12 protein-coding genes and 1 riboswitch are annotated in these 13,352 nt (G+C 68.8%); of the genes, 9 read left to right on the forward strand and 3 right to left on the reverse strand.

All coding sequences use genetic code 11. The annotated features are described in order from the left end of the window. The first annotated feature begins 120 nt into the window (after nt 1-120). Nucleotides 121-1,392, forward strand: coding sequence for a ChaN family lipoprotein (locus EJ903_RS13625; protein WP_246015545.1), 1,272 nt, complete (start codon nt 121-123; stop codon nt 1,390-1,392). A 107-nt stretch (nt 1,393-1,499) separates the two neighbouring features. Further along, nucleotides 1,500-2,957 (forward strand): DNA recombination protein RmuC, encoded by a 1,458-nt coding sequence (locus tag EJ903_RS13630; RefSeq protein WP_126616206.1) that lies wholly within the window; start codon nt 1,500-1,502, stop codon nt 2,955-2,957. A 22-nt stretch (nt 2,958-2,979) separates the two neighbouring features. On the opposite strand, the gene EJ903_RS13635 is transcribed toward EJ903_RS13630, so the two are convergent. Further along, nucleotides 2,980-4,002 (reverse strand): GlxA family transcriptional regulator, encoded by a 1,023-nt coding sequence (locus EJ903_RS13635; RefSeq protein WP_126616209.1) that lies wholly within the window; start codon nt 4,000-4,002, stop codon nt 2,980-2,982. Between the two features lie 107 nt (nt 4,003-4,109). Here EJ903_RS13635 and EJ903_RS13640 point away from each other — a divergent pair, with 107 nt between their 5' ends. Next, a complete protein-coding gene (locus EJ903_RS13640; RefSeq protein WP_126616212.1) occupies nt 4,110-4,784 on the forward strand; it encodes a DJ-1/PfpI family protein in 675 nt (224 codons plus the stop codon). Between the two features lie 38 nt (nt 4,785-4,822). Here the strand turns inward: EJ903_RS13640 and EJ903_RS13645 are convergent, their stop codons facing one another. Beyond that, nucleotides 4,823-5,197, reverse strand: a complete 375-nt coding sequence (locus EJ903_RS13645; RefSeq protein ID WP_126616214.1) for a hypothetical protein — start codon at nt 5,195-5,197, stop codon at nt 4,823-4,825. A gap of 174 nt (nt 5,198-5,371) precedes the next feature. On the opposite strand from EJ903_RS13645, the gene EJ903_RS13650 reads away from it, so the two are divergent. The 6 genes from EJ903_RS13650 (at nt 5,372) to EJ903_RS13670 (ending at nt 11,284) form a co-directional block, all read left to right on the forward strand. Next, a complete protein-coding gene (locus EJ903_RS13650) occupies nt 5,372-5,929 on the forward strand; it encodes a DUF2975 domain-containing protein (protein WP_126616217.1) in 558 nt (185 codons plus the stop codon). A gap of 4 nt (nt 5,930-5,933) precedes the next feature. Next, the gene (locus EJ903_RS13655; protein WP_126616220.1) at nt 5,934-6,179 is read left to right on the forward strand and encodes a helix-turn-helix domain-containing protein; all 246 of its coding nucleotides are present in this window, start codon (nt 5,934-5,936) and stop codon (nt 6,177-6,179) included. 240 nt (nt 6,180-6,419) lie between these two features. After that, nucleotides 6,420-8,438 carry a methyl-accepting chemotaxis protein gene (locus EJ903_RS13660; protein WP_126616222.1) on the forward strand — a complete coding sequence of 673 codons (2,019 nt, stop codon included), beginning with the start codon at nt 6,420-6,422 and terminating at the stop codon, nt 8,436-8,438. A gap of 131 nt (nt 8,439-8,569) precedes the next feature. Continuing rightward, nucleotides 8,570-8,743: a hypothetical protein gene (locus tag EJ903_RS27265; RefSeq protein WP_174237301.1), complete on the forward strand. Its 174-nt coding sequence runs from the start codon at nt 8,570-8,572 to the stop codon at nt 8,741-8,743. A 178-nt stretch (nt 8,744-8,921) separates the two neighbouring features. Further along, entirely contained in the window at nt 8,922-10,943 is a 2,022-nt protein-coding gene (locus EJ903_RS13665) for a methyl-accepting chemotaxis protein (protein WP_126616225.1), read from the forward strand. A gap of 137 nt (nt 10,944-11,080) precedes the next feature. After that, nucleotides 11,081-11,284: a hypothetical protein gene (locus EJ903_RS13670; protein WP_126616228.1), complete on the forward strand. Its 204-nt coding sequence runs from the start codon at nt 11,081-11,083 to the stop codon at nt 11,282-11,284. A 57-nt stretch (nt 11,285-11,341) separates the two neighbouring features. On the opposite strand, the gene thiC is transcribed toward EJ903_RS13670, so the two are convergent. Continuing rightward, a complete protein-coding gene (thiC, locus tag EJ903_RS13675; RefSeq protein WP_126616231.1) occupies nt 11,342-13,066 on the reverse strand; it encodes a phosphomethylpyrimidine synthase ThiC in 1,725 nt (574 codons plus the stop codon). Nucleotides 13,067-13,216: 150 nt separating this feature from the next. Beyond that, nucleotides 13,217-13,346, reverse strand: a riboswitch (TPP riboswitch). Nucleotides 13,347-13,352: the final 6 nt, after the last annotated feature.

Here is a 13,352-nt window from a genome sequence, read left to right on the forward strand (position 1 = left end):
GAAAGCGCTGAGAATGATTCGCGATTGGAAAGACCGCTCCCCGCTGTTGACGCCGCCGCCCGGCGGCCCAACCTTCAGCGCCACCCCCTTCCACCCCCTGCCCCGCCGGAGCCGCCGCCCGTGCCCCGCCCATCCGCCCCGTTCACGCTGGCCCTCCTCGGCGCGGCCCTCCTGTGCGCCTCCCCTGCGCGGGCGCAGGACACGCCCGCCGTCACCGTCCTGCCGACCCCACCGGCCTGCGTCGCCCCGGGCGTCTGGGCCGATGGCGAGGGCAAGCGGCTGACCATCGCCACGCCGCTGCGGCGAATCGCCGAGTTTCCCGTCATCCTGTTGGGCGAGCAGCACGACAAGCCCGACCACCACCGTTGGCAGCTTCACACCCTGGCCGGACTGCACGCCCACAACCCCGACCTTGCCATCGGGCTGGAGATGCTGCCGCGCCGGGCGCAACCGGCGCTGGACCGCTGGTCCGCCGGGGAATTGGACGAGGCGGCGTTCCTGGCCGCCAGCGAATGGGCCACGGTCTGGGGCTTCGACCCGGAGATGTATCTGCCGATCCTGCGCTTTGCCCGGATGAACCGGCTGCCGCTGGTGGCGCTGAACGTCGACCGCAGCCTGATCGCCCGCACCGCCCGCGACGGCTGGGCCGCCATTCCCGCCGACGCGCGCGAGGGCGTCGGCCAACCCGCCCCGCCCAGCGACGCCTACCGCACCCGTCTGGCCGAGGCGTTGGCCGCCCACCCCGACCGGGACGGCGACAAGACCCCGGCGGACACCCAGGCGGACACCACGAGCGGCAACACCCCCGCCGCCCAACGCTTCATCGAGGCGCAAAGCGTCTGGGACCGCGCGATGGCCGAGCGGATCGCCGACACCCGCCGCCGCACCGGGCGCAGCGTGGTGGCGATTCTGGGAGAGGGGCACATCACCCACCGCCACGGCGTGCCGCACCAGTTGGCCGATCTGGGCGTCAGCGAGTCGGCGGTGCTGCTGCCCTGGGACGCCGACCGGGCGTGCGCCGATCTGGATGGCCGCATCGCCGACACCGTGTTCGGCCTGGACACACCCGCCGACAGCACACCCGTCTCCAGCCCGCCCCCGCCGCGCCCGCGCCTGGGCGTGCAGATCGCCCCAACCGCCGACGGCTTGCGGGTTGAACAGGTGGCAACGGGCAGCGTCGCGGCGGCGAGCGGGCTGGAGGCGGGCGATGTCCTGCTGACCGCCGCCGGTCGCCCGCTGCGCCAGCCCGCCGACCTCACCGCGCTGGTGCAACGGCAAACGCCCGGCACCTGGCTGCCGCTGACCATCCGGCGCGGCGACGCCACGCTGGAACGGCTGGCGAAATTCCCGCCCGATCCGGCGGCGGAATCACCCCCACCCGCCGCACCGTGATGGCCCGATGATGGGATGAGCCGAAATGGTCCGCGCCGGTTCCAATTCCCGGTTTGTTCCTGTAGCGTGACCGCGCGGGACAACGGGTTGGGCGCGGCGGAGCGGTGATGCAGTCCTTTGCGGTGGATGTGTGGTCGGTGGTGGTCGGGCTGATCGCTGGGATTGGCCTGGGCGGCGGAGTCGTCTGGGCGCTGGTCGGCGCGGCGGCCGCGCGGGCGCAGGCCGACGCCGCCGCGCTGCACGCCGATCTGTCGGCCCGCCTGGATCTGGCCGAACGCACCGAGGATGACCTGCGCGAGGAGGTGGAGGCGCGCGACCACCAGATCGCCCGCCTGTCCGGCGACCTGTCCGCCGCTCGGGAGCAACACGCGCGCCTGACCGCCCGCATGGACGCCGAACGCGCCGCCGCCGAGGACAAGCTCGCCCTGCTGGAACGGGCGCAAGCCGCCCTGTCCGACAGTTTCAAGGCGCTGTCGGCGGAGGCGTTGCAGCGCAACAACCGCAGTTTTCTCGACCTCGCCCGCGAAACGCTGGCCGGATTTCAGGAGCAGGCGCGCGGCGACCTCGACCAGCGCCAGACCGCCATCGCCGCCATCGTCGATCCGGTGCGCCAGTCGCTCGCCAGCATGGACCAGCACATCCGGGAGCTGGAGGCCAGCCGCGCCGGGGCCTATGAGGGGTTGCGGCAGCAGGTGGCCTCGCTGGTCGAAACGCAGGCGCATCTGCGCTCGGAAACCGGCAATCTGGTGCGGGCCTTGCGCAGCCCGGTGACGCGCGGGCGCTGGGGCGAAATCCAGTTGCGCCGGGTCTGCGAAATGGCCGGGATGCTCGATCATTGCGACTTTCAGGAACAGGCGTCGGTGGACGCGGCGGGCGGTCGCCTGCGCCCCGACCTGACCGTGACCCTGCCCGGCGGCAAGACCATCGTCGTGGACGCTAAAACCCCGCTGGAAGGCTATCTCGACGCCATCCAGGCGGAGGACGAGGCCGGGCGGCGCGACGGGCTGGCCCGCCACGTCCGCCATGTCCGCGAACACATGAAGCAGCTTGGGACCAAGGCCTATTGGGACCAGTTCGCCGACAGCCCGGAATTCGTCGTGCTGTTCCTGCCCGGCGAGAATTTCTTTTCCGCCGCGCTGGAGCAGGACCCGGCCCTGATCGAAGCCGGAATCGACCACCGGGTCATCCTGGCCACCCCCACCACGCTGATCGCGCTGCTGCGCGCCGTCGCCTATGGCTGGCGGCAGGAGCGGTTGGCCGACAACGCCCGCGCCATCAGCGCGCTGGGGGCCGAACTCTACAAACGTCTGTCCGATCTGGGCGGGCATATGGACCGGCTGGGGGCGCAGCTCGACAAGGCGGTCGGCAGCTACAACGGGGCGGTCGGCACCCTGGAATCCCGCGTCCTGGTCAGCGCCCGCCGCTTCCGCGATCTGGGGGCCGCCCCCGACGGCAGCGACCTGCCCCTGCTGGAGCCGCTCGACCACAGCCCGCGCCGGTTGCAGGCGACCGAACTGCGCGGGGTGGCCCTGCCCGAAGCGGCGGAATCAGCGGTCGGTGGCTGATCCGGCACGCCCTCGATCTGGTTCAGAACCGCTCGCGGTAGCTCTGCGGGCTGGTCCCGACGCGGCGCAGAAAGCTGCGGCGCAACGTGTCCTCCCCGCCGAAGCCGCAGCGCGCCGCCGTCTGCGCCACGCTCGCCCCCTGCTCCAGCATCCGCCGCGCCGCCTCCACCCGGATCGTCTCCACCGCCCGCGCCGGGGTCTGGCCGGTGGCCTGACGGTAATGACGGGAAAAGCTGCGCGCGCTCATCGCCGCCCGCGCCGCCAGGGCGGTCAAGGACAGGTCGCCCCGCAGATTGTCGGCGATCCAGGCGTGCAGCGCGTCAAAGCGCCCGGTCACCGCCGGATTGGCCGTGGCCGGGTTGGTCGCGGTCTGCAAGGTCAAGGTCGCGCTGAACTGGGCCTGACCGCCGGGCCGCTTCAGGAAGACCACCAGTTGCCGCGCCACCGCCAGCGCCGTGCGACGGCCCAAATCCTCCTCCACCAGGGCCAGGGCCAGATCGATGCCCGCCGTGATCCCGGCGGAGGTCCACACCGCCCCGTCACGGATGAAGATCGGATCGGGATCCAGCCGCACCCGGGGAAAGCGGGCGGCAAACTCGGCGCAGCGCTGCCAATGGGTCACGGCGCGCCGCCCGTCGAGCAGCCCGGCTTCGGCCAACAGGAACGCCCCGCTGCACACCGACGCCACCCGCCGGGCCGCCCGCGCCCGCGCCGCGACCCAGGCGACCAGCGCGGCATCGTCGCACGCCGCCGTCACGCCAAAGCCGCCCGCCAGAATCAGCGTGTCCACGGCGGCGTCGGGCGACGGCAGCGGTGCGGCGTCCAGCACCAGCCCGGCGCTGGTCTGCACCGGCCCGGCGGCGGCGACCAATTGCAAGGCGTAGGGGGCCGGTCGCCCCGCCGCCGCCGCCAGATCGTTGGCCGAGGCGAACACCTGCATCGGCCCGGTGATGTCCAGGATCTGGGCGTTGGCAAAGCCCAGCGTCTCCACCCGTCGGGGGGTGTGGATGGGCTGCGGCGGGCGTGGGGATAGCGGCGATGTCATTGGCGGAATTTGCCGGGTGATTGGCGCTTGCGCCACAGCGTGACGCGCTAGGCTGCCCGCCGTCAATCCTCCGCCCATCCCCTCAACCCACCCCAACAGGTGCCGTCATGACCCTGGGCTTTGGCCTGCTCGCCTTCCCCACCGTCCAGCAACTCGACCTCTCCGGCCCCTATGAGGTCTTCGCCAGCGTGCCCGGTGGCGAGGTCCATCTGTTGTGGAAGGACACCGCCCCGCTCCGCTCGGCCACCGGCCTGATCCTGACGCCAACCACCCGCCTGGAGGATTGCCCGCCGCTCGATGTTCTGTGCGTGCCCGGCGGCACCGGAATCAACGCCCTGTTGGAGGACGCCGAAACCCTCGCCTTCGTCCGCGCCCAGGCGGACCGCGCCCGCTTCGTGACATCGGTCTGCACCGGCGCGCTGGTGCTGGGGGCCGCCGGACTGCTGGCGGGCAAGCGGGCAACCACCCATTGGAACGCCATGGATTTCCTGCCGCGCTTCGGGGCCATCCCCACGCCGGGACGGGTGGTGGAGGATGGCCGGATCATCACGGCGGGCGGGGTGACGGCAGGCATCGATTTCGGCCTGACCGTCGTCGCCGCCCTGCTGGGACGGACGGAGGCGGAAACCATCCAACTGGCGTTGGAATACGCCCCCGCCCCGCCCTTTGCGGCGGGAACCCCGGATCAGGCCCCGGCCCCCGTGCTGGCCGCCGCCCGCGACCGGCTGGCCGCCAGCCGCGCCGCGCGCGTCGCCATCCTGGAGCGGTGGCGCGGCGCGTAAGCCCCCGCGCACCCCCGCGCGCGCCCGATCCGTCCTCCTTATTGGCCCGGTGCCTTGTCGGGCGCGCGGAATTCCACCCGCACCGGGGTGTTGTCGTTCAACCGCCCGCTGCCCGATCCGCTCATCAGGTCGGGGGCGCGGCGGATGTCCACCACGCCATAACGCCCATCGTCGCACGACACCGCAACGATCATGCGCGGCTCGATGCTCGACGCGTCGTACACGCCGTTGCACGATAGGGTCTTGTCCGCCGTCTGCACGGCGTAACGGCCCAAGGCCGAGTCCGTCCGGGCCTGGGCGACGCCCGTCAGGGGCGTCCGGTCGCCCAGCGTGCCGGTGACGGGGATCTGGAACACGGTGGTGCAGGCGCTGGTCAGCGTGAGCAGCGCCAGAGCGGACAGGGAACGCAGCATGGAGAAATCCTTTTCAGACATGGGCCTTCGCAGACACGGGCCTTTGCAGACTTGGGGAAACGCGAGGCCATCAAGGGACAACGCCCCCGGTCTGGCGCCTTGACCGGAGCGCGTTCTTTCTGTAATTCGATAATTCGTTATTGCCAAGCAGTAATTTTCTCGAGGACACCCCGCATGAGTCAGCCCCTTCGCCAAGCCCGGCAGGACCGGATCACCCGTGTGAGCCGCCGTCTGGCCGCCACCATGACGCTGCTGCTGGCGCTGACCCCGGCCGGGATCGCGCTGTACGCCATTGGTTTTTCGGAAACGATGCTGGCCAGCCATCCCTGGTTGGCCGGGCTGCGCCTGCCGGTGCGCCCGCTTGCCTTGGAGGAGTCGGCCCTGGCCACCGCCGCGCTGCTGGTGGCCGCCGCCCCCAGCCTGTGGGGGCTGTGGGAATTGCGGGCGCTGTTCCGGGGCTTTGCCGCCGGGATGGTGTTCTCCCCCAGTTCAGCCCGGCGGTTGCGGCGCTTCGCCCTGTCGCTGATGGTGTCGGGATTGAGCGAGCCGGTGGGGTCGGTGCTGCTGAGTCTGGCGGTGCTGCGCCACAACCCGCCGGATGGCCCGCACGGCGCGCTGTCGATCAGCACCGCCGACCTGTTTGTTGTTCTGCTGGGCGTGGTATTGCTGGTCATCGCCTGGGTGATGGGCGAGGCTGCCGCCCTGGCCGATGAAAACGCGGGTTTTGTCTGATCTTATGCCGATTCGTGTGACGCTCGACCTGATGCTGACCAAGCGGCGGATGAAGGCCAAGGATTTGGCCCAACGCATCGGCATCACCGAAGCCAACCTGTCCCTGCTGCGCACCGGCAAGGTGAAGGGGCTGCGCTTTGAAACGCTGGCGAAGATCTGCGCCGTCCTGGAGTGCCAACCGGGCGACCTGCTGGCCCATGACCCCGACGACGCCGATTTCCTGGACTCCCCGGACGGTGGGGGCGTGTAGCGCGTCCACCCAGGCCGCACCCGCCCGAGTCGCACCCAACCACCCCGCACCCGCCGTGCGCGCAATCGCGCCGCGCGTTGATTATGAAACAGGCAGCCATTGCCCGCGAAATAAGCAAGACAGTTTATCGCTAACATCTTCCTTTCTGTTTCGTGCAATTTTCTGTAGCAATCTTTTCATTTTCTCACAAAGCAACCCTGGTAGTTTCCGGCGCAATTGTTGTGTTGGAGGCCAATCCTGATGCTGAGATCCCTGAAAATCGCCGCCCTGACCAACCTGTTCGGTGCCCTCATCGCGCTGGGCTTTGTCGTGGTCGCCGGAACCGGAATGCTCGCCATCAACGAGCTGAAGGTCGGCGGGCCGGTCTATCAGCGGATCGTTTTGGGCAAGGATCTGATCGCCGACATCCTGCCGCCGCCGGAATATGTGATCGAAGCCTATCTGGAGGTCACGCTGGCGCTGAACGACCCGTCCACGGTCACGCAGCGGCGCAACCGCCTGGCCCAATTGCGCAAGGATTACAACGACCGCCGCGCCTATTGGGCCAAGCAGGACATCGATCCGACCATCCGCGAACGGCTGACCGTCACCTCCCACGCGCCGGCAACCGCCTTTTGGACGGAGGTGGAGGGCAAATTCCTGCCCGCGCTGTCCAGCGGCGATCTGGCCACGGCCATGACCTCCTACAAGGCCCTGACCACCGCCTATGGCGAGCATCGGGCGGTGATCGACTCGATCGTCGTCAACGCCAACCGGATCAACGAGGCCACCGAGCGCGACGCCAACGCCCGCGAGGCGCAGTTCATGGCGGCGGTGTGGATCGTGTCGGCCCTGGTTCTGGTGGTGGTGGCGCTGGGAGTGCTGGGCATCCTGAACCGGGTGATCCGCCCGGTCACGCAATTGACCGGCGTCATGCGGGCGATGGCCGACGGCAACCTGCCGGTCGCGATCCCGGTCAACGAACGCCAGGACGAGATCGGCGCGATGACCAGTGCGCTGCGCGTCTTCAAGGAGCACGCGGAGGCCGACCGCCGGCGCCGCGCCCAGGACATGAACCGCGAGCAGGTCGAACGGGAAAAGCAGGCCGTTCTGCTGCGGATGGCCGAAACGGTGGAGCGCGAGGCGGGCAACGCCGTGGACGCGGTGGCCAAACAGACCAGCACGATGGCCGACAACGCCACCCGCATGGCCGATTCCGCCCAGGCGGTCAGCGACAACAGCCAGACGGTGGCCGCCGCCGCCACGCAAGCCCTGTCGAACGCCCAAACCGTGGCCGCCGCGTCGGAACAGCTCAGCGCGTCGATCCGCGAAATCGCCATGCAGATCAGCACCGCCAGCGCCATGACCGGGCAGGCGGTGGACGCCTCCACCCACGCCGAAGGGACCATCCAACGCCTCTCCGAGGCCGTCACCCGCATCGGCGAAGTCACCACCCTCATCAACGACGTGGCCGGACAAACCAACCTGCTGGCGCTGAACGCCACCATCGAAGCCGCGCGGGCCGGGGAGGCGGGCAAGGGCTTCGCCGTCGTGGCGAACGAGGTGAAGGCGCTCGCCGGGCAGACCGCGCGGGCCACCGGGGAAATCGAATCGCAGATCGCCGCCATCCAGGCCACCACCGCCGACGCGGTGAAGGCCGTGCGCGCCATCGCCGAACAGGTGCGCGGGGTGGAAACCGTGTCCTCCACCATCGCGTCCGCCGTGCAGGAGCAGGAGGCCGCCACCGGCGAGATCGCCCGCAACGTCGAACAGACCACCCAGGCCGCGCAGGAGGTTGCCAACCGCATCGCCAACGTCTCCACCGAGGCCACGGCCACCGGCGAGCGCGCCAGCGCGGTGATGAGCCTGTCGGATTCCGTCGCCACCAGCATCGACCAGCTCCGCCATGTCCTGGTGGAAACCATCCGCACCGCCACGCCGGAGGTGAACCGCCGTCAGTTCGACCGCCACGTCCTCAACCGGCCCGGTCGTCTGCGCGTCGGTGGGCAGGATGTGGCCGTGACCATCGACAACGCCTCTGAAGGCGGCGCGCAGATCAGCGGCTTGCCGTCCGGCGCGCTGGCCCAGTTGCGCGAGGGGGTCGCCGTGCAGGTGATGGTTCCGGGGATCGACGGGGCTGTTCCCGCAACCGTCCGTTCACAGGACCGCAACGCCCAAATCCATCTCACCTTCACCCTGCCCGTCAGCGAGCAAAGCCGCTTTGCCGACCAGTTCCGCCGTGCGGTGTCCGGGGTGGCCCTGCTGGCGCAACCGGCCTGATCACCATCGCCACGCGGTCGCGTCGGTTGGACGCGGAGGCTGCACAGCGCGCTGCGGTTTTTCCGCGCCTGTGCTAGCGTCCGCGCTCCCGCCCGATTGGGCGATGCCATGATTGTGTGAACGAGGACGCCATGACGGAACAGACCGTCCGTTGCCCGCGCTGCGACAACCGCCACCCGGCGGACGCCCCCACCTGCCCGCACTGTCTCTCGATTCGGCGCAGCAACGCGGTGCTGGCCGTGGCCTTTGCCATGCTGGTGCTGCTGGCCCTGGTCGGATGGGTTGGTACTTTGGTCATGACCTGACCCGCGCGGAAAAGACTTTGGTGCGTGAATGAGCAAAGCCTGTTCAAAGCGTGGGCAGGCCGCACAAAGAAACGTCAGATCTGTCTTTTGCCTATTTTTTGGCATTTTTTTGCTTGTCTTGCCCCCGCGCCGGTGACATCCACCCTTTTAGACTCCGTTCAGTCGAAGGGTGCCCACCATGCTGAAGAACCTGAAAATCGCCGCTCTGACCAACCTGTTCGGCGTGGTGGTGACGCTGGGGTTCCTGGTGGTGGCCGCCACCGGCATGCTGGCCATTCGCGAACTGAAGGTGGGCGGGCCGATCTATCAGCGGATCGTTTTGGGCAAGGATCTGATCGCCGACATCCTGCCACCGCCGGAATATGTGATCGAAGCCTATCTGGAAGCCACCCTGGCCTTCAACGATCCCTCGACGGTGAAGCAGCGCCAGGAGCGGTTGGCCCAACTGCGCAAGGACTATGATGATCGGCATGAGTATTGGCTGAAGGAGGATTTCGAACCGACGATCCGCAAGCAACTCACCGAGACCTCGCACGCCCCGGTGATGCGCTTCTGGACCGAGGTCGAAACCAAGCTGCTGCCCGCCCTGGCGAAAAAGGACGAGGCCGCCGCCCGCAGCGCCTACAAGGCGGTGTCGGACGCCTACACCGCGCACCGCGCCGTGGTGGACGCCATCGTCACCGCCACCAACCGCTACAACAGCGAGACGGAGGTCTACGCCGCCGACCGGGAGCGTCTGTTCATGACCGCCGTCTGGGTGGTGTCGACCATCGTGTTGGGCGTGGTGGTTCTGGGCGTGCTGGGGATTCTGCGCCGGGTGGTCAAGCCCGTCACCGAGCTGACCGGGGTCATGCGGACGCTGTCGCAAGGCCAGTTGGATGTCGCCCTTCCCGCCAACGACCGCGCCGACGAAATCGGCGCGATGACCAGCGCGCTGCGGGTGTTCAAGGACAACGCCCAGGAGGCCGACCGCCTGCGCCGCGCCCAGGAGGAGGACCGCATCGCCGCCGAACAGGAAAAGGAAGCGGCCCTGCTGCGCATGGCCGAAACGGTGGAGCGCGAGGCGACCAACGCGGTGGACACGGTGGCCAGCCACACCGGGCAGATGGCCAGCAACGCCACCAGCATGGCCAATTCCGCCCGCGCGGTCAGCCAGAACAGCCAGAATGTGGCCGCCGCCGCCACGCAGGCGCTCGCCAACGCCCAGACCGTCGCGTCGGCCTCCGAACAGCTCAGCGCGTCGATCCGCGAAATCGCCATGCAGATCACCACCGCCAGCGCCATGACCGGGCAGGCGGTGGACGCCTCCACCCACGCCGAACAGACCATCCAGAAGCTGGCCGAGGCCATCACCCGCATCAGCGAAGTGACCAACCTCATCAACGACGTGGCCGGACAAACCAACCTTTTGGCGCTGAACGCCACCATCGAGGCTGCACGGGCCGGTGAAGCGGGCAAGGGCTTCGCCGTCGTGGCGAACGAGGTGAAGGCGCTCGCCGGGCAGACCGCGCGGGCCACCGGGGAAATCGAATCGCAGATCGCCGCCATCCAGGCCACCACCGCCGACGCGGTGAAGGCCGTGCGCGCCATCGCCGAACAGGTGCGCGGGGTGGAAACCGTGTCCTCGACCATCGCGTCCGCCGTGCAGGAGCAGGAGGCCGCCACCGGCGAGATCGCCCGCAACGTCGTCCAGACCACCAACGCCGCGCAGGAGGTCGCCGCCCGCATCGCCGACGTGTCGACGGAGGCCACCTCCACCGGCGAACGCGCAACGGAGGTCAACGCCCTGTCGGGCAAGGTCGCCAGCAGCATCGACCAACTGCGCCGCGTGCTGATCCAGGCGATCCGCACCGCCACGCCGGAGGTCAACCGCCGCCAGTTCGCCCGTTACCCGCTGAACCGGCCCGGACGCCTGTCCATCGGTGGTTCCGACCTCTCCATCACCGTGGACAACGCGTCCGAAGGCGGGGCGCAGATCAGCGGCCTGTCCGCCGAAGCGTTGAAGAGTCTCAGCGTCGGGCAGGCCACACGCCTGACCCTGAGCGGTGTGGACGCCACCGTTCCGGCGGTGGTGCGCTCGATCAACCGTGAAGGACGTCTGCATCTGACCTTCACGGTTCCCGACCACGACCAGAAGCGCTTCGTCGAACAGTTCAGCCGTCTGGTGGCCGGAATTCCGCCGATGGAACAGGCGGCCTGACGCGCCGCACCGCCAAAGCCGTCGCATGACAGCGAATTCATGACGGTTGTCGGGTGTGATGCTCCAACATGGGGCTTCACGCCATCGCGGAGGGTGGTCAGCGCGCCATTCCCCCTGCCGAACGCCCGGTTTCCATCATGAGCGACAGCACCGCCTGCCCCTATTGCGGGTCCGATTACGGCCATGGCCCCGATGAATGCCCCCTGTGCCGCTCCGCCCGCCGCAAGGACGTGGTCATCCGCTGTGTGATCGGGCTGATGTTCCTGGTCCCGATCCTCACCCTGTTCGCCACGGTGGTGTTCGACAGCGGGGTCGGGGCCGCGCTGTTTTCCCTGGATTGAGGTGACGGAGCGGGGCGGCAACAGCCCCGCTCCGTCATCCCCCCTTGCGGCTGCCGCTTATGGCTGCGGCTGGTAGATCTCACCGCCCGACGCGCGGAACTTCTCCGACATGTCGGCCATTCCGGCCTGCGCGGCGTCGCGGATGTCCTGCGTGATCTTCATCGAGCAGAATTTCGGGCCGCACATCGAACAGAAATGCGCGGTCTTCGCCCCGTCCGCCGGCAGGGTTTCGTCGTGGTACGCCTCCGCCGTGTCGGGGTCGAGCGCCAAGGCGAACTGGTCGCGCCAGCGGAAAGAGAAACGCGCCCGCGACATGGCGTCGTCGTGCAGCCGCGCGCCCGGATGCCCCTTGGCCAGATCAGCGGCGTGGGCGGCGATCTTGTAGGCGATGACCCCGGCCTTCACATCGTCGCGGTCGGGCAGGCCCAGATGCTCCTTGGGCGTGACGTAGCAGAGCATGGCGGTGCCGAACCAACCGATCATCGCCGCACCGATGGCGCTGGTGATGTGGTCATAGCCGGGCGCGATGTCCGTCACCAACGGCCCCAGCGTGTAGAAGGGGGCCTCGCCGCACAGGGCCAACTGCTTGTCCACATTGGCCTTGATCTTGTGCATCGGCACATGGCCCGGCCCTTCGATCATCACCTGGACGTCGCGTTCCCAGGCCACCTTGGTCAGTTCGCCCAGCGTCTCCAGCTCGGCGAACTGGGCGGCGTCGTTGGCGTCGGCCTGACAGCCGGGGCGCAGACCATCGCCCAGCGACAGCGCCACGTCATAACGGCGGCACAGCTCGACAATTTCCGGGAAATGGTCGTAGAGGAAATTCTCGCGGTGGTGCGACAGGCACCATTTGGCCATGATCGACCCGCCACGCGACACGATGCCGGTCACGCGCTTGGCGGTCAGCGGGATGTGGGCCAGCCGCAGACCGGCGTGGATGGTGAAGTAATCGACCCCCTGTTCGGCCTGTTCGATCAGCGTGTCGCGGAACAGCTCCCAGGTCAGATCCTCGGCCTTGCCCTTGACCTTTTCCAGCGCCTGATAGATCGGCACGGTGCCGATGGGAACCGGGGCGTTGCGCAGGATCCATTCGCGCGTCTGGTGGATGTCCGCCCCGGTGGACAGATCCATCACCGTGTCGGCCCCCCACCGGATCGCCCACACCATCTTTTCCACCTCCTCCTCAATCGACGAGGTGACGGCGGAATTGCCGATGTTGGCGTTGATCTTGGTGCGGAAATTCCGGCCGATCACCATCGGTTCGGATTCCGGGTGGTTGATGTTGGACGGGATGATGGCCCGCCCGCGCGCCACCTCGTCGCGCACGAACTCCGGCGTCACGAAATCGGGAATGGACGCACCGAAATCCTCGCCGTCGCGCGGGGTGTCGAGCGCGGCCAGACGGCCCAGATTTTCACGGATGGCGACGTATTCCATCTCCGCCGTGACGATCCCGGCGCGGGCGTAGGCCATCTGGGTGACGGCCACACCGGGCTTGCCGCACAGCGCACCGCTGGCGGTGGTGTCCACATCGCGGCGGTTGAGGATCCAGTCGCGGCGCAGCGCGTCCAAACCCTTGCGCACGTCGATGCGGGCCGCCGGGTCGGTGTAGGGACCGGACGCGTCATAGACGGTCAGCGGCTCCTCGCCACCGCCCAGGCAAATTTCGCGCAGGGCGACGCGGATGTCGGGAAAGCGGCTGCCCGCGACATGGCGCTTGCGCGACGCGGGCAGCGGGCCGGTCGTGATCGGGTGGATGGCGTGGTCGAAATCTTTTGGCACGGGGTTTCTCCGTCTGGCGTTGGGGCGGACAAACCCGGGGCAGACGGAGGCGGTGGATCGCGGATGGGGAGCCTGGTGTCCTGGTTGGACCGTGTCCTGGCTGGACTGTGCCCTGGTTGGACTGTGTCCCGGCCGGGCCACCGGCGGCGGCCCCATCGCGTGTTCCCTCCCTTCGCCGGCATGACCCGGATCAGGTTCGAAGGGTCATCACGCTGCCGGGTGCGCGCGGCACCGACCGGTGATATCTCAGCCCCCTGGCGGGGCCCCCCTGGAATGGCCGCGATGA

The sequence above is a fragment of the Azospirillum griseum genome, from assembly GCF_003966125.1.
In the GTDB taxonomy this organism is placed as follows: domain Bacteria; phylum Pseudomonadota; class Alphaproteobacteria; order Azospirillales; family Azospirillaceae; genus Azospirillum; species Azospirillum griseum.

Coding starts and splice junctions, on each gene's coding strand:
- EJ903_RS13630 (WP_126616206.1), top strand. CDS start 1,500: ATGCAGTCCTTTGCGGTGGATGTGTGGTCGGTGGTGGTCGGGCTGATC.
- EJ903_RS13635 (WP_126616209.1), bottom strand. CDS start 4,002: ATGACATCGCCGCTATCCCCACGCCCGCCGCAGCCCATCCACACCCCC.
- EJ903_RS13640 (WP_126616212.1), top strand. CDS start 4,110: ATGACCCTGGGCTTTGGCCTGCTCGCCTTCCCCACCGTCCAGCAACTC.
- EJ903_RS13645 (WP_126616214.1), bottom strand. CDS start 5,197: ATGCTGCGTTCCCTGTCCGCTCTGGCGCTGCTCACGCTGACCAGCGCC.
- EJ903_RS13650 (WP_126616217.1), top strand. CDS start 5,372: ATGAGTCAGCCCCTTCGCCAAGCCCGGCAGGACCGGATCACCCGTGTG.
- EJ903_RS13655 (WP_126616220.1), top strand. CDS start 5,934: ATGCCGATTCGTGTGACGCTCGACCTGATGCTGACCAAGCGGCGGATG.
- EJ903_RS13660 (WP_126616222.1), top strand. CDS start 6,420: ATGCTGAGATCCCTGAAAATCGCCGCCCTGACCAACCTGTTCGGTGCC.
- EJ903_RS27265 (WP_174237301.1), top strand. CDS start 8,570: ATGACGGAACAGACCGTCCGTTGCCCGCGCTGCGACAACCGCCACCCG.
- EJ903_RS13665 (WP_126616225.1), top strand. CDS start 8,922: ATGCTGAAGAACCTGAAAATCGCCGCTCTGACCAACCTGTTCGGCGTG.
- EJ903_RS13670 (WP_126616228.1), top strand. CDS start 11,081: ATGAGCGACAGCACCGCCTGCCCCTATTGCGGGTCCGATTACGGCCAT.